This window comes from Dyadobacter sediminis, assembly GCF_005860765.1.
Classification (GTDB): domain Bacteria; phylum Bacteroidota; class Bacteroidia; order Cytophagales; family Spirosomataceae; genus Dyadobacter; species Dyadobacter sediminis.
The window spans coordinates 351,921-367,604 of record NZ_VCEI01000030.1; the positions used below are offsets into that span (position 1 = coordinate 351,921).

15 protein-coding genes are annotated in these 15,684 nt (G+C 42.5%); 5 read left to right on the forward strand and 10 right to left on the reverse strand.

Translation table 11 applies throughout. The features are described 5' to 3' along the window. The first annotated feature begins 14 nt into the window (after nucleotides 1–14). Nucleotides 15–536, forward strand: coding sequence for a gamma carbonic anhydrase family protein (locus FEM55_RS22815; RefSeq protein WP_138283633.1), 522 nt, complete (start codon nucleotides 15–17; stop codon nucleotides 534–536). A gap of 105 nt (nucleotides 537–641) precedes the next feature. Here the strand turns inward: FEM55_RS22815 and FEM55_RS22820 are convergent, their stop codons facing one another. Together FEM55_RS22820 and FEM55_RS22825 are read right to left on the reverse strand one after the other, a co-directional pair. Further along, a complete protein-coding gene (locus tag FEM55_RS22820) occupies nucleotides 642–1,271 on the reverse strand; it encodes a DedA family protein (RefSeq protein ID WP_138283634.1) in 630 nt (209 codons plus the stop codon). 173 nt (nucleotides 1,272–1,444) lie between these two features. Next, nucleotides 1,445–3,334, reverse strand: a complete 1,890-nt coding sequence (locus FEM55_RS22825; protein WP_138283635.1) for an ABC-F family ATP-binding cassette domain-containing protein — start codon at nucleotides 3,332–3,334, stop codon at nucleotides 1,445–1,447. Between the two features lie 139 nt (nucleotides 3,335–3,473). Here FEM55_RS22825 and FEM55_RS22830 point away from each other — a divergent pair, with 139 nt between their 5' ends. The 3 genes from FEM55_RS22830 (at nucleotide 3,474) to FEM55_RS25050 (ending at nucleotide 6,171) form a co-directional block, all read left to right on the forward strand. Beyond that, entirely contained in the window at nucleotides 3,474–4,460 is a 987-nt protein-coding gene (locus FEM55_RS22830; RefSeq protein WP_138283636.1) for a formylglycine-generating enzyme family protein, read from the forward strand. A 27-nt stretch (nucleotides 4,461–4,487) separates the two neighbouring features. Next, nucleotides 4,488–5,831 (forward strand): Gfo/Idh/MocA family protein, encoded by a 1,344-nt coding sequence (locus FEM55_RS22835; RefSeq protein WP_138283637.1) that lies wholly within the window; start codon nucleotides 4,488–4,490, stop codon nucleotides 5,829–5,831. A 190-nt stretch (nucleotides 5,832–6,021) separates the two neighbouring features. Next, on the forward strand, nucleotides 6,022–6,171 hold the full coding sequence (locus FEM55_RS25050; protein ID WP_171036639.1) for a hypothetical protein: 150 nt from the start codon (nucleotides 6,022–6,024) through the stop codon (nucleotides 6,169–6,171). 50 nt (nucleotides 6,172–6,221) lie between these two features. Here the strand turns inward: FEM55_RS25050 and aroC are convergent, their stop codons facing one another. Beyond that, nucleotides 6,222–7,301 (reverse strand): chorismate synthase, encoded by a 1,080-nt coding sequence (aroC, locus tag FEM55_RS22840; RefSeq protein ID WP_138283638.1) that lies wholly within the window; start codon nucleotides 7,299–7,301, stop codon nucleotides 6,222–6,224. 7 nt (nucleotides 7,302–7,308) lie between these two features. Continuing rightward, on the reverse strand, nucleotides 7,309–8,712 hold the full coding sequence (locus FEM55_RS22845; protein WP_138283639.1) for a BatD family protein: 1,404 nt from the start codon (nucleotides 8,710–8,712) through the stop codon (nucleotides 7,309–7,311). A gap of 92 nt (nucleotides 8,713–8,804) precedes the next feature. On the opposite strand from FEM55_RS22845, the gene FEM55_RS25270 reads away from it, so the two are divergent. Then, a complete protein-coding gene (locus FEM55_RS25270) occupies nucleotides 8,805–9,011 on the forward strand; it encodes a hypothetical protein (protein ID WP_138283640.1) in 207 nt (68 codons plus the stop codon). Between the two features lie 69 nt (nucleotides 9,012–9,080). Here FEM55_RS25270 and FEM55_RS22855 read toward each other — a convergent pair whose 3' ends face one another. The 6 genes from FEM55_RS22855 to FEM55_RS22885 form a co-directional block, all read right to left on the reverse strand. Further along, nucleotides 9,081–10,817 carry a tetratricopeptide repeat protein gene (locus FEM55_RS22855; RefSeq protein ID WP_229209386.1) on the reverse strand — a complete coding sequence of 579 codons (1,737 nt, stop codon included), beginning with the start codon at nucleotides 10,815–10,817 and terminating at the stop codon, nucleotides 9,081–9,083. Nucleotides 10,818–10,914: 97 nt separating this feature from the next. Beyond that, the gene (locus FEM55_RS22860; RefSeq protein WP_138283642.1) at nucleotides 10,915–11,868 is read right to left on the reverse strand and encodes a substrate-binding domain-containing protein; all 954 of its coding nucleotides are present in this window, start codon (nucleotides 11,866–11,868) and stop codon (nucleotides 10,915–10,917) included. A gap of 221 nt (nucleotides 11,869–12,089) precedes the next feature. Then, complete coding sequence (locus FEM55_RS22870; RefSeq protein ID WP_138283644.1) at nucleotides 12,090–12,914, reverse strand: energy transducer TonB; 825 nt, start codon at nucleotides 12,912–12,914, stop codon at nucleotides 12,090–12,092. A 27-nt stretch (nucleotides 12,915–12,941) separates the two neighbouring features. Next, nucleotides 12,942–13,517, reverse strand: a complete 576-nt coding sequence (locus tag FEM55_RS22875) for an ExbD/TolR family protein (RefSeq protein ID WP_138283645.1) — start codon at nucleotides 13,515–13,517, stop codon at nucleotides 12,942–12,944. A gap of 34 nt (nucleotides 13,518–13,551) precedes the next feature. Then, nucleotides 13,552–14,166, reverse strand: coding sequence for an ExbD/TolR family protein (locus FEM55_RS22880; protein WP_138283646.1), 615 nt, complete (start codon nucleotides 14,164–14,166; stop codon nucleotides 13,552–13,554). Between the two features lie 62 nt (nucleotides 14,167–14,228). Beyond that, a complete protein-coding gene (locus FEM55_RS22885) occupies nucleotides 14,229–15,068 on the reverse strand; it encodes a MotA/TolQ/ExbB proton channel family protein (RefSeq protein WP_138283647.1) in 840 nt (279 codons plus the stop codon). Between the last annotated feature and the right edge of the window lie 616 nt (nucleotides 15,069–15,684).

The window sequence follows — 15,684 nt, forward strand, 5'->3', positions numbered from 1 at the left end:
TAAAGTCAGGTATCATGGCACTTATAAAATCGGTTCGCGGATTTAATCCGTCTTTTGGAGAATCATGCTGGTTTGCAGAAAATGCTACCATAGTCGGGGACGTGATTATGGGCGAGCATTGTACGGTCTGGTTCAATGCCGTAATCCGTGGCGATGTGAACAGCATCCGTATCGGCAATTATTCCAATGTACAGGACGGTGCTGTAATCCATTGTACATATCAGCGGTTTGCCACCACAATCGGAAGTTATGTTTCCATTGCGCACAATGCCATTGTGCACGGCTGCACCATTGAAGACCATGTGCTTGTCGGAATGGGTGCCATTGTGATGGATGGAGCCATAATCGGAAAGGGCTCGATTATCGCAGCCGGTGCCATTGTTACGCAAGGAACAAAAGTACCGCCGGGAACGATTTACGCAGGAAATCCGGCGAAATACCTGAAAGACGTCTCGCCGGAACTGGATGCTGCTATTGACCGTACGGCTAACAATTATATTACTTATTCCGGATGGTTTCAGGAAGGGGAAAATTGATGCATGCCGGGTAGCAATTGAAATTAGTTAGGATTGTCATTTGTTGTCATTGATTGTTTAACAAATGGTAACTTTCTATGCTGATTGCTAATAGCTAATAGCTGTTTAACTCATTTCTTTTCTTGCATTCAGGTACCCTTTTATAACGGTGAAGGTTGTTATCGCGAGGAAGAACAGGATAATGTAATGAACGTAATCCACAATCCAGGGAAAACGTTCTCCAAAAAGGTAACCGCCGCCCGTCAACAGTCCGATCCATATTGCGCCGCCGGCTACGTTATTGATCAGGAAAGAAGTAAAAGGCATTTTGACCAATCCTGCAAGAATCGGCGCGAATGTACGTACAACGGGAAGAAACCTGCTGACGATCAACGTTCTGCTTCCGTACTTATCAAAATAGTTTCGCGTTGTTTCAATGTGTTTTTTCTTGAAAAAGAAAGAATCCTTCTTGTTCTCGAACATTCCGCCAAAGTATTTCCCGAAAATGTAGCCCGTCAGTGATCCCAGAACAGCCGCTGTAAACATGCATAGTAACAAAATGAAAATAGGAACACCCAGAATGCCCGTTCCGCAGAACACGCCCGCCAGAAACACGAGGTAATCGCCCGGCAAAAAGAACGCGAAGAAAAGACCGTTTTCAGCAAACACAATAAACGTAATGACCAGCAGTCCTCCGGTACGGATCAACTCCTCGGAATTAAGTATATACTGGAAAAAATCAACAACTGAATTCATTTGTAAGTAACGCTAAGTAGTTCTGGCAATTAGCTTTCGGGAAAGTGAATATTCAATAAACCGTGTGTTGTTAAAACTGTTGTTCCCAATCAATTTCAAGCAATTGCCTGATTATAAAAAATTCATGCTTTCGACTCGGTTCCATGATGGCCATGGACTTGATCCTGCCAAATTTAGGCATTTTCTGACAGTTCAAGCCAGCGCATTTCCTTGTCCGCCTGACTGCCGGTAATTTCCTCTATTTGCCTTGACCATTTTGCAAGCTCATCGTGCGAACCTCCTGCATTCAGCTTTTCCACCAATTGTACCTTTTGTTTCTCCATTTGAGCAATCTCGGTTTCCAGCTGCTCCATTTCCTTCTGTTCTTTGTAACTCAGTTTCCGCTTAGATACGGAAGTGGCAGGCGCTGTTTCTTTTACCGGCTCTGCAACAGGCGCAGTAACACTTTTGGCAGGAACTGAAGCTGTACTCTTTTTCTCGGCCTCTTGTTCATCCTGATAATCGCGCAACTCTGTATAATTTCCCGGAAAATCGCTGATTTCTCCTTCTCCCTCAAAAACAAAAATATGCTGCACAAGACGATCCAGAAAGTACCGGTCGTGAGACACGATCACAAGACAGCCCGGAAAGTTCAGCAGAAATTCTTCCAGTACGTTCAGACTGGCAATATCCAGATCATTTGTAGGTTCATCCAGAATCAGGAAATTGGGCTGTTTGATCAGGATCAGTAAAAGCTGCAATCTGCGTTTTTCACCACCGCTCAGTTTGGAGATAAAATCGTACTGTTTGGAAGGTGAAAACAGAAAAGCCTGCAAAAGATGCCCGACCGTAACCGTTTCGCCCGTTCCAAGCTGCACCACTTCGGCCACGTCTTTTACAATATCAATAACCCGCTGATTTTCATTAAAGACAAGATCCGTCTGCTTGTAATAACCAAACTGAACCGTTTCTCCTTTGGTAATCTGGCCTTTGTCGGGCTGCAGTTCGCCGGTGATCATATTGAGCAGCGTCGATTTACCCATACCGTTCTGTCCGACGATCCCGATACGGTCGCCTTTGCGGAAAGTATATTCAAAATCTTTGATCAGCTGACGATTATCAAATCCTTTGCTGACATGATCCAGCTCGATAATCTTACTTCCCAGCCTTGAAGTCCTGACGTTCAGTTCCATCTGGGTGTCAAATTTCTTCTGGCTTGCTTTTTCCTTCAGTTCTTCAAAAGCATCCACGCGGTATTTGGCTTTGGTTCCTCTTGCCTTGGGCTGCCGGCGGATCCAGTCCAGTTCCTTTCGCATGAGGTTGCGTGCCTTGTCAATGCCGGCCGCTTCCATTTCCTCCCGTTCGGCTTTCTTTTCCAGAAAATACGTGTAATTTCCTTTATAGGTATAAGCCGAGCCATGATCCAGTTCCAGCATCTGATTGCAAACGGTATCCAGAAAATAACGGTCGTGTGTTACAACCAGAAGTGTGGTGTTGGACGTATTCAGGTAATTTTCCAGCCATTCCACCGTATCCAGGTCCAGATGGTTGGTCGGTTCATCCAGAATAAGCAAATCCGGATCTTCAAGCAAAACTTTGGCCATTGCAACCCGCTTGCGCTGGCCTCCGGACAATGTTCCGTACAGGTTTTCGGTATTGTGAATGCCCAGACGGCCAAGAATTTCCTTTGTTCTGTATTCAAAATCCCACGCGTTGAACTTGTCCATTTCCTCCATTACTTCCGAAAGCGCATCGTGATTATCCGTTTCAATGGCATGTTCATACCTTTTTACAACCTGTGCAATCGGGTTATTGGACGAAAAAATCACTTCCATAACCGGCAAGGTTTCATCGAATGCAGGGCTTTGGTCGAGATAGCCCACACGGATGTCTTTACGGATGCTTACTTCGCCTTCGTCCGCCGGTATCTTACCTGTAAGAATATTTAGAAAAGTCGTTTTTCCCGTTCCGTTTGTTCCAATAAGGGCTACTTTATCCCCTCTGCTTATTCCGAAACTGACATTTTTAAAAAGCCACTGATCACCAAATGACTTTGCTATATTTTCTGCTGAAAGATAATTCATGGTCAAAATAAAAATTCTATATCTGCAAAGTTAGGACAGATATTAAACAACAAAGAAAAAATTCGTTTTCATAGGGTAAATACCATAATATTGCTCTTTATATTTAGTTATATGGTTCCATAGAACACGTTATTCAATCATGTCCAACAAGTTATTTTACCTAATCTCAACCGTTTTCCTCAGTTTCAATGTCGTAGCGCAAGACGCTAATTTCAAGAATTATACACAAAAAATCGGAGGCAGCCCGCAGGTCTATGACATGGTGGCCATTCCGGGCGGTGAATTTATGATGGGCAGCCCTGCCTCGGAAAAAGGGCACAAAGCAGATGAAGGTCCCCAGCACAAAGTAAAAATCGAACCTTTCTGGATGGGGAAACACGAAGTGATCTGGGATATTTACGATTTGTATACTTTTAAAAACATGGAAAAGGAAATGGCTGCACGCCATCCTGATACTGAAAAAAGTGTTCAGAAAACGGATGCAAGCACGCGCCCTAGCCCGCCCTACGTCGATATGTCGTTTGGTATGGGAAGAGCGGGTTATCCTGCCATTAACATGACGCAATACGCAGCGATTCATTTCTGCAAGTGGCTTTACGAAAAAACAGGTGTTTTTTACCGCCTGCCGACCGAAGCAGAATGGGAATATGCATGCCGCGCCGGCTCCAAAACAGCCTACTCTTTCGGAGATGACGCCGCCAAACTGGATGAATATGCATGGCACCGTAAAAACAGCGATGCAGCTTACAAGAAAATCGGCCAGAAAAAACCGAATGCTTACGGATTACATGATATGCACGGAAATGTGATGGAATGGACACTGGATCAGTATATTCCGGATTATTATTCCAAAAAGCCTGCCGGCGAAGCATATGCACTGGTAACTGAACTTTACCCGACTGCTGTTCGCGGCGGATCGTGGGACGATGAGCCTGCCGACCTGCGCAGTGCAGCACGTACGCCATCAAAACCGGAATGGAAAATTCTCGATCCCCAGCTTCCTAAAAGCGAATGGTGGATGACAAGCGCATCTTTTGTCGGATTCCGCTTGGTAAGGCCGGTTAAAACGCCGTCTGCCGAGGAAATCAAAGCGTATTACAGTCCAAAACTGATTGAAGATTACTGATTATATTCAAACTCTTAATGTAAAATAATGGAACAAAATAGACGCAATTTCCTGAAAGCATCCGGCCTGATCGCCGGCGGCGCCCTGCTGAACCCCTTGACGGGTCACGGCTTCAACAGTTCGGTAGATGAAACCATCAAAGTTGCATTGATCGGCTGTGGAGGAAGAGGTACAGGTGCAGCGGCTCAGGCTTTGAGCACAAACCAGAATGTACAGATTGTAGCCATGGCCGATGCCTTTAAAGATCGCCTGGATGAATCCTATAAAAACCTAACAGCCAAGAAATACAAAAATGCTGCCGGAACTGTTGTAGATACCAATACGAAAGTAAATGTTCCTGACGACCGCAAGTTCGTCGGATTCGATGCATTCCAGAAGGCAATTGCCCTTAAAGATGTGGATGTTGTAATTCTTGCTACGCCTCCCGGGTTCCGCCCTTCTCATTTTGAAGAAGCAGTAAAGAACAACAAGCATATTTTTATGGAGAAACCGGTTGCAACGGATGCACCCGGAATACGTAAAGTTCTGGAACTGGCAGAAGAAGCTAAAAAGAAAAAGCTGAATGTTGTTGTTGGTCTTCAGCGTCATTATCAGGCCAATTACCGCGAAGCAATCAAACGGATTCACGACGGCGCAATCGGTGATATCGTTGGCGGTCAGGTTTACTGGGTTGGAAGCAGCCCGTGGATGAAGGAACGCGTAGCCGGACAAACTGAAATGGAATATCAGATGAGAAACTGGTATTACTTCAACTGGCTTTGCGGCGACCATATCAACGAGCAGCATGTTCACAATATAGACGTTGCAAACTGGGTTAAAAAGGGTTATCCCGTATCAATACAGGGAACGGGCGGGCGTCAGGTCCGCACTGGAAAGGCTTATGGAGAAATTTTTGATCACCATACATTGGATCTTACTTACGCGGACGGAACGGTTATTTCCAGCCAGTGCCGCCAGTTTGAAGGTACATGGAATAAAGTAGATGAAGCATTTGTAGGAACTAAAGGCCGTATAGACAGCTTCGATGGCAAGAAAACAGCTCTGAAAGATTACAAAGGTGGCGTTATTTATCAGCATGATGATAAAGGTGATAAAAACCCTTATCAGGTTGAGCATGACGAACTTTTTGCAGCGATTGCCAAAGGCGAATACAAATTTGCCGATGCGGAAAACGGAGCAAAAAGCACGATGACTGCCATCATGGGCCGTATGGCAACTTATTCAGGAAAAATGATCAAATGGGACGAAGCACTTAATTCGGATATTAATCTGTTTCCAGACAAACTCGCCTGGGATGCTTCTCCGAAAGTCCTGCCGGGACCGGATGGCTTGTACCCTGTTGCAATTCCTGGAAAAACACAGGTTATTTGATATACTTACAATAAAAAAATGGCTCGTTCTGAGCCATTTTTTTATTAATACCAGAAATGTTCCAGATTATTGAGCCGGTTAAACAATCCATTTTCATACCGGAATTTTCTGAATTGTATCTATTGTGGAACGAACTTAATTGTCAGTGAAACTTGGATTACGAAATGCTTCAATCATCCTTCTGACCGGTATGGCATTACTGGCAGCAGGCTCTACGCTGGATTCTCCAAGAAATCAACTCAGCAACTTTGTTACCTTAAGCGGCCTCATCATTGTGTTTATCGGAACACTCTGGCTTGTACTTACATTAAATCAGAGGCGCAAAAAGCATAAGCTGTGACAAATTCTGTTAATTATTAACTTGATTTCTTTTTTCCAGATCTGGCCTGCTTAGATTCGGCTTGACTTGTTGCGGAGATAAAAGTCTGCCAGTACGAGTGCGGCCATTCCTTCGACAATAGGCACTGCACGCGGTACAACGCACGGATCATGACGTCCTTTTCCCTGAACAACAGCAATATCTCCGTTCTGATCAATGCTTTCCTGATCTTGCATAATCGTAGCAACAGGCTTGAAGGCTACATTGAAATAAATATCCTCTCCATTGGAAATTCCGCCCTGAATTCCGCCCGAATGATTGGTTCTGGTATGTATATTCTGATTATCATCTATGTAAAAAGCATCGTTATGCTGTGACCCGAGTAATGAAACGCCTTCAAAACCGCTTCCATATTCAAAGCCTTTTACTGCATTGATGCTCAACATCGCTTTTCCGAGTTCTGCATGCAATTTGTCAAAAACCGGTTCTCCCCATCCAGCCGGCGCACCTTTGATTACGCAGCTCACTACGCCGCCGACAGAATCGCCCTGTTTTCTGACACTGTCTATATATTCAAACATTTGTTCTGCCATAACAGGATCCGGACAGCGCACTGCATTGTTTTCTGTTTCTGTGAGGTCCAGTTCTGCATATGTTTTAGCCAGTTTGAGTCTTCCAACCTGCGATACATAGGCCTGAATGCTGACACCCATTTCCATCAAAAGTAATTTGGCCAGCGCACCCGCTGCAACGCGGGCAGCCGTTTCTCGCGCCGAACTTCTGCCGCCGCCACGATAATCCCGGACACCGTATTTTACCTGATAAGTGTAGTCGGCGTGAGAAGGCCTGTATTGTGCCGCTATATGCGAGTAATCCTTGCTTCGCTGATCTTCATTCCGGATAATCAATGCAATCGGTGTACCCGTTGTTTTGCCCTCAAAAACACCGGACAGCACTTCAAACTCGTCGGCTTCTTTTCTCTGCGTTGTAATTCTGGATTGTCCCGGCTTGCGTCTGGTCAGTTCGCTTTGTATAAAATCACTGTCAAAGGCAATTCCTGCAGGACATCCTTCAATGATAACGCCGATACCAGCTCCATGCGATTCCCCGAATGTAGCGATCTTGAATATTTTACCGTATGTACTTCCCATGAAATGATCACTTTCTGAATACCCAAACCATTGCAATTAAAAGAATAACAACGATGGTGCTGGTAATGTCCTTTAATATTTTTTTATAATCAACACTTTCTTTACTGCTGTCCAGATTTTCCAGATTGTCGTACAAACCGGATGACCCGTTCAGTGACAATGTGGACAATTTGAAATCTTCTCCTTTTACCTGAAGTGTCCTGGCTGAGCGCAGCGTATCATACTTTTCCTTTTCAAGGTCAAAATAAATCCATTGAAAATACCGCCCCAGGGGAAATGTACCGTCTTTTCCCGGAACAATAAAGTAATCAAACGTTTTTTCTCCAACTACACCCTGATAACTTCTTTTGATAATCTGGCTTACTTCCGGCGGGTAAATATCAAAAGAAGCATTTGTCTGCAATATCGGTGCCGGTATCGCAGCGATATTTCCAGTTCCTTCAACCTTGAACATGTAACGGATACTTTCTCCCGGGTACACCAGCTCGGCAGAAAGTTTTTCCTTCAGGCTGTACTGCCCGACCGGTAGCTGGTCACGCAGCGGATGCTCCGGCAATTGCTTCACAGTAACCCGTACCGGCCTGGAATAAAAAGCTTTCACCACTTTATGCTCTACATTTACCGCATCTGAATTGTCCGTAACAAGCATGTCCAGCCCTATTGACGGCAAAGCAACATCTTCCAGCGTTATCGGAAACAATCTGGCCTGATACATGTTGTATTCGGTATATTTCCGGCCTTTAATGGTTACCTTCCGTCTAATAATTTCTTCAATTCCAATATTTTCTTCCCAACAGTTGGCCGGACGAAGTTTCTTAAGTATGGATTGAAGCTGGTCATTGAACTTGTAAAACTCCATTTCAACCGGCGCATTTTCAGCAATGTAAAGCGAAATACGCAATGCAAATCCCTGACGAATATAGACGTTTTTCCTGTCAGTCTGAACGGATAAAATGATCTCCTCTTTTATATCTTCCAGATCCGGTTCCAGCGAAGCCTGATTACTTGCAGGATCATTATTGTCCGCTACATTTCCTTTGGAGAACACAACCATAGTTTCTTTGGAACTCAGCCGGAAGTTGCCTGCGGTAATTACAAAATCCGGAATCAGGTAATTGCCAGGCTTGGTTGCAAAGTATTCCTGTGTTATGGTTTGTATAACTACTTTGTTTCCATCAATCGTGCTGATGGAACTTGTTGCTGACTTACTTCTTTTTTCCAGACCATTTATTTCAGGGAAGATTACAGAAGGACGAACTTCGGCATCCCGCAAAACAACGGATATAAGAAACGGCTGGTCGATAGAAAGATTTTTTGACCCGAATTCGATAGTTGCTGCGTCATTAAGCACTTGCGCTTGTGCCGTAACAAAAAAACACAAAATAATATTTAATAATAAATATAATTTCATTAAATATTTTCGTTAACTTTATTAGGAATTGCTGTTATTTCTCGCATTCCCTCTATTCATTTCATCCCTAAACCGTAAAACTACATAATACCATGGCCTCGATGCTTGAATACATTAAAATTATTCTGCAAAAAGTTAGCTTCGACCGCAGATTGTTTGAAAAAGAACTCAGAAAAGCGATTCGTATGTTAATGCCGGCTGAAGTAAAACGTTTGAAACAGTGGTGTTATGATAATTACAGTTCTTTACATTTGCCAATTTTAAATAATTGTTTTGCCCGTTTGTCCTCATTGGGTTAATCAAGTCATCTTACATAAAGAAAAGCCCGTCCGGTAATCCGGACGGGCTTTTCTTTATGTATCTACTGATTACTTTTTCTTAGGAGCAGCAGTAGCTGTTTTACCACCAGCAGATTGTGCCGCAGGAGCTACTGCAAGTCCAAGTGCCTCTTTGGCCGACGCATTGTCCGGATCAACTTTCAGGAGTTTTTCCCAATATTCTTTGGCCTTTGCCTGATCTTTTAACGTTGTCTGGTTATAAAATGCCAGATATCCATATGCCAGTTTCAGGTAAGATTTGTATTTGTTTGGATCCGGATCGGCCTCTGCCAATTCTGTCAGTTTCTGATAGTATGGAGCAGAAATCCCCTTATCTATGTTCTCCTGTCTGTCATACGCGTTATAAAGCGTACTGGCGCGCCAGTAGTAACCATAAGGCCAATCCGGAAGTTTTTGCGTTACGGTTGCAAAAATCGAATCCGCTTTCAGATAAAGGTTCTTCTTGTCCATTGCAATCTGCGCACTGTCAGCATAGTTGGAATCCGCAGCAGTTGGAACGATGTAAGTTTGTGCAGTCTGGAAATTGGAAAGACCCAGATAGTAGTAGTCGTTCGCACTTGCTTTTGCCGTATCCAGAGAGATTCCCTTTTCGTAAGTCGTAGCAGCATTTTTGAAATCTTTGGCTGCATAGTACAGGGCTGCAACTTCTTTATAAGTGTTTGCAGCTTCTGTTTTACTAGTGTCCATATCAGCACCTTTCAGGATATAAGATACACCGGTTGAGTCATATCCTTTTCCATCTGTTACTTTCTGATTGTAAGCACGTCCAAGATATTTATAATCGTCACCGATAATCTTGTCCGGAGCAACTTTCATGAATTCAGAAAGATTCTGGATTGCTTTGTCAGGCTCGTTTGTCTTGAAATAAGACCAGCCGTACATTCTCAGTGTAATCGGGTTGTTAATCTTGCCTTTTGTTTCTTCAAGCAACTGAAGTGATTTGGCATAATCATCAGCCGTAAAAGCAAATTGGGCAGCACGCAGCTTCATTTCTGGATCCGTGCTTCCGCTTTTCTGGATATAAAGATCAAAGTTTTCTGCTGCCTGCTTGTATTTCTGAGCAAAGAAGTAAAGTTCTGCAAGATCCTTGTATGCCGGAGCAAAGTTCGGATCTGCTTCTATTGCTTTCTTGTAATTTTCAAGCGCCAGATTGTAGTTTTTACCTCTCAGATAAACTTGTCCGATGCTGTTATGCGCAGCTGCATAATTCGGTTTTGCAGTCAAAGCATATTCATACGCTGTTACAGCAGCACCGCCTTCATTGCGAAGCATCAGTGCATCTCCTTTTGCGATATAGGCATCAGCAAGATTTTTGTCTCTTTTGATAGCTTCATCCAAAAGTCTGATCGCTTCGGCAGGATCATTCTGTTTTTCAAACAGGGTGTAAGCTTCACCTATTCTGAAAAGAACCTGAGCGTCTTTGCCTTTTTTCTTTTCAGCCATGTCGAAATGCTCTTTCGCTTTTACTTTGTCTCCTTTGCCAAGTGCAACGGTGCCAAGTCCGACATGATTCAGGTAAGACTTTTCATCCAATTGAATACCTTTTTCAAAAGCTTTCTGAGCTTCGTCAAGCTGGTTTGTTTTTACATAATAATAACCTAAATAATACTGGTTATCTGCGGAAGGGCTTCCCTCAGCTAATTTTTTGAAAAGATCTCCGGCTTCATTATAACGTTCTCCGTGGATTAATGCCAAGCCATCCTGAACTGACTGTGCCTGCAGGTTTACAAAAGCCAATAATCCAAATACCAATGCTACTAATTTCATTCTCATGTTTCTGTTCATTTTTTACCCGGTTAATTTAATGATAAAAAATTTGGTTTTTTATTAACAAGTTCCAAATCTATTAAATTGTGTTACAGTACTAAAAATTTTTCCCTGTTGTTATTTCCAGCTCACGCGGATAAGGTACAGTTGGCAGCAATCCCATTTTCTGAATAATCAGTCCTCCAACATCTCTTGCGATATAAGTCATTAAACCACCGCCCAGTCCGGAATAACCTTCTCTGCTGATGATATACAAATCCCTGAAAAGCGGATAACGTTTGAACTCCAGTCCACCCTGAAAAGGCTGTATGTAGTCAGTCAGTGAATCCGGGTTCGCTTTCTTGGAAACACCCATCACATGAATTCCTTTTGAAAGTTCTTCGGATGCTAGCGAATGGCCGTCGCTAATCCAGTTTACGCCGATAAAACCCAGGTGTAAAGGATTTGTTTTTACATTTTCAATTACTTTCTCATTCGATCCGGATGAGATAATACGTAAATGCTGAATGTTTGTTATTCCAAATTTATGAAGAATAAAATTCAGATTGCTGGCATTTGCATTGTCGAAAACCAATGTGATCAATCCTTTCTGATTTCCACCTTTCAATTGCGACCAGTCTTTGATTTTACCTTCAAAAATCGCACGTATTTCATTCATTGTAATCAGACTATCCGAATTTGTCTTGCTGATAACCAGAGCTAATCCATCCGTAGCAATGTGCTGAAATTTCTGTGTTCCTTTTTGCTTTTTGATGATATCCAGCTCCTTTTCATTAAGCTGCCTCGTTGAAAATATAATCCTTGCGCTATCCTGTAAAAGCTGACGGATTGCCTGTTGTTCCGGCTTGTAGTCAACTACAAAATGTGCATTTGGATAAATACCTTCATAAGCATTTGTCAATGCTCGTACCAACGGTTTAAAGGATTCATCGGAAGCAATAGTAATTGTTCCTTGCCTGGGGTTATCCAGCTGTTCTGAATTGGAACTGCAGCCTGACAAGCCCAAACCGACCAGTAAGTAAAACAAAGAACCTGCTAACAAAAATTTCATAATTCCTCCTGATTTCGTCTTCTCCAAACCCTGTAACCGCGGTAACCACCATACAAAATAAGTATGCCAGCAAATGCGTATCTTGGTAAACTACCAATTGGTAACAGCCTAAATGATAAGGAGGAGAGAATCAAAAAGATCCCTCCTCCTATGTATGTCAGAGCCATTAACACAGAGGTTAGATCACCGATCTTCTCATGCAATGGTTTTTCCTTCATGAGTTACTCCAATTGGAAGTTAATTGGCAGGTTGTACTTCACACGAACGGCACGTCCCGACTGCTTTCCAGGCTTCCATTTCGGCATTGCTTTCACAACACGGATGGCTTCCTCATCACAACCAAAACCCAGACCTTTCAGTACTTGTACGTCCTGGATACTTCCATCCGTATTTACTACGAATGACATGAAAACTCTTCCTGAAACGTTCGCTCTTGATGCAGCACTTGGATATTTGATATTCTTACCCAGATACTTGTACATTTCAGAAGTACCTCCTGGAAATTCCGGTTGCTGTTCTACCACCGTAAATACCTTTTCAGGTTCGGGAGCAGCTTCAACAACGGTACCTTTACTTGGAGCAGCTACTGCTTCCGGTGCTACAATGATTTCATTGGCATTCGGATCACCTTCAATCGTTTTGTCTGCTACAACAGCTTCCTTGATTTCCTCTACTGTTGGAGGCGGAACTTCTTCCGGAACCTCTTCATCCTTTTTAACCTCAGGTGGCAAAAACTTTACAGTATTCACCTTAGGCTGTTCTACCGGCGGCGGAGGTGGCGGAGGTGGTTCTGCAGGATCAATAGGCGGCGGCGGTATATTCATTAAATCCACTTCAACCATAACTTCCTCTTCTTCTTTGCCAGCTGTCAGTTTATTGATAATTGACGGCGTAAACATTGCAAGAACAAAAAGTGCAGCTCCGATTAAAGTAGCCTTCGTAACGTCAGCACGATAGCCTTTACGAAGTTCAAATGCACCGTACGCCTTATTACGATTAGCAAACACTATATCATCCAGTGTTGCATTCGGGCTAATTTCTGCCATGGCGCTTTATTGATTTTTAATTTAAAACTAGTTTTTAGGCTTAATTCTGTCTCCCAACAACTTCTTCTCTGAGTCAGTTAGATTGTCTACGAGCGCATAACGTTTTGATTTTGTAATGGCCATTTCATCCAGAACATCCACCATATTTTTATAAGTAGATACCGGAGTCGGCTTGATTACAACCACAAACGCCTCATTACCTTTATCGTCTTTCGGGTTTGCAGCATTGATACGCTTCTGAGATGCAAAAATTACACTCCTCAGATCATATCCGTAGCGGGTAGTTTTCAGAGATGCTTCCGCTTTGTCATCGTCTGCCGCAACACCGTCAAGATAATAAACATCATCATTTTCACCCATGAACAGAGTCAATACCTTTGATGCCTTTAAGGGCTCGGTATCTTTTTCCTGATCTTCGGTTTTATCAGGTACAGCCAAAGACATGGATGTTGGCTTTGACATGGTGGTTGCAAGCATAAAGAAGGTAATGAGCAAAAATCCTAAGTCAACCATTGGAGTCATATCCACACGGGTTGACATTTTCTTTCCCCGAACCTTACCGTCGCCTTTACCACCACCACCAGATTCTTCAATTGCTGCCATTTTTTCTTCTGATTAAAATTCTACTTTTTGTTTATTAATCGTTTGTGAAGCCGGCAGGAGCTTGTTCGCTACCTGTAATAAGGTTGAACTTGTTTATATTCTGCGATTGCAGATTAGAAAGTACATCCTTAAACACAGGGAACTTTGCAACATTATCTCCTTTTAGAGCTATTCTCAGCTGACTGTTGGCTTTACGTGCAGCATACACCCAGTCTGCCAATTCACTGGCACCTGTTGAATCCACAGGAATACCAGGCTGCTTTACGTTAGGCATCTGTTCTTTCGGCATATTCAGCCAAGGCTTCAACTGATTCAGCGGAAATCCGAAACTTGTCTGAAGAGCAAATTTCGCTTTTTCTGTCTCAGTAAATGTAATGCCTTTTGACTGACCAATGTTTTCGAGCATTGCCGCGCGAACCGGCTTTGCATCAACTCCAAAGAACACCTTGCCCTGTTTGTCGATACTAATGATCATAATGTCATCATCCGGAACTTTGATCTGAGAAATCGAAGAGGGAGTGGTTATCTCCGCATCGTTCGATTTAAAAGTTGCCGTCATAATAAAGAATGTCAGTAGTAAGAACGCCACGTCTGTCATCGCCGTCATATCCGTATGCGGAGCATGCTTCTTAGGTCTTACTTTTGCCATAACAAATATATAAGTTTTTTTTATATTAACGTAACTACACTATCTTTTAGTTCATTGAACTATTAATAATGTGCAGCAAAGTTTGATTGAAGGCTCATGCCTATTTCGTCAATGCTGTAAGTCAAATCGTCAACACGGCTGTTCAGGTAAGCATAAGAGATCGTAGCGATCGCCGATGTACCGATTCCCAATGCAGTGTTGATAAGGGCCTCAGAAATACCAGTTGCAAGTGCAGCAGAGTCAGGAGAACCTGATGTACCAAGTGCTGCAAACGCTTTGATCATACCGATTACCGTTCCAAGAAGGGCCAAAAGGGTTGAAGCTCCCGCAAGTGTCGCGATAATAGTAAGGTTTTTCTGAAGCATTGGAAGTTCCAGAGTAGTTGCTTCTTCGATTTCTTTCTGAAGAGCAGCCAGTTTCTGTTCTTTGTCAAGCGCAGTTTCTGTAGTCAACTGCTTGTATTTCAAAAGGCCCGCTTTGATAACGTTACCAACAGATCCTTTTTGCTTGTCACATTCTTTAATTGCTTCTTCAATTTGATTTTTGTCAAGCAGGCTTCTTACTTTACGAACAAATGAATCAATGCTTCCGGTTCCGCTTGCTTTGCTCAAAGTGATCAAACGCTCGATCGTAAATGTTAATACGATCAGGAAACAAGTCATCAAAATCGGTACGATTGGGCCTCCTTTGTAAACAATTCCGTAATAATCGCCATCGATTGGGCCTTTTGCGTGATCGCCATCCTTAAAGTGCTCAGGCGCACCCAACACAAACAGATAAACGCACAATGCAATTGCAAATAGTAGAGGGATTACCAATGCCGGGTTCAAACCGCCTTTTCCTTTTGTTGCTGCCGCAGCAGGTTTTGGAGCTGGTGCCGGACTTGTAGCTTTCTTTTCCATCAGACTTACTTTTAAAGGTTAAATTGAGATTTTGGTTGTGAATTAAATAAAACTTTTGGTTAAAACTGGATTTGGTAAAATAAAATTTTGAATGTGTTTTGAATAATCAACTCTTACAAAAGTATGAGTTTTCCTTTTAAAAAAAAGCAAGCATTTCCTCAGTTTTTTTCGCATAATTTTCACACAGATCTGGCTTAATTGTACTATCTGAAGATTTGAAGGCATTTAATTTAACCCTTTAATATGGTTTTAATGCTGATTAAGAACATGGTATCCATTTTATTCTAAATTATAGGTAATTGTACTCTTTAGGATAATGCCTGTCAACATGTTTTTCAAACCATCTGATGTATTTTGATAATATTTCAACATTAACTTAGAAAAGCAAATATTATTTTCTCCTACTATGTACCTGAACAAGAATTTTTAAATTTCTGCTAAATCGATTTCGTCAACATACCAGAAATATCTGCCATAATCCGAAAATTGAACTGCACCATCCATCGGTAATAAAGGTATTCAGAAAAAATTTGCGCTATTTCCTGAAAACGATAATGTAAAAATCTTTTAATTTTGAATTGAAGATCTTACTTCTCCATACTAATCATCCGATACA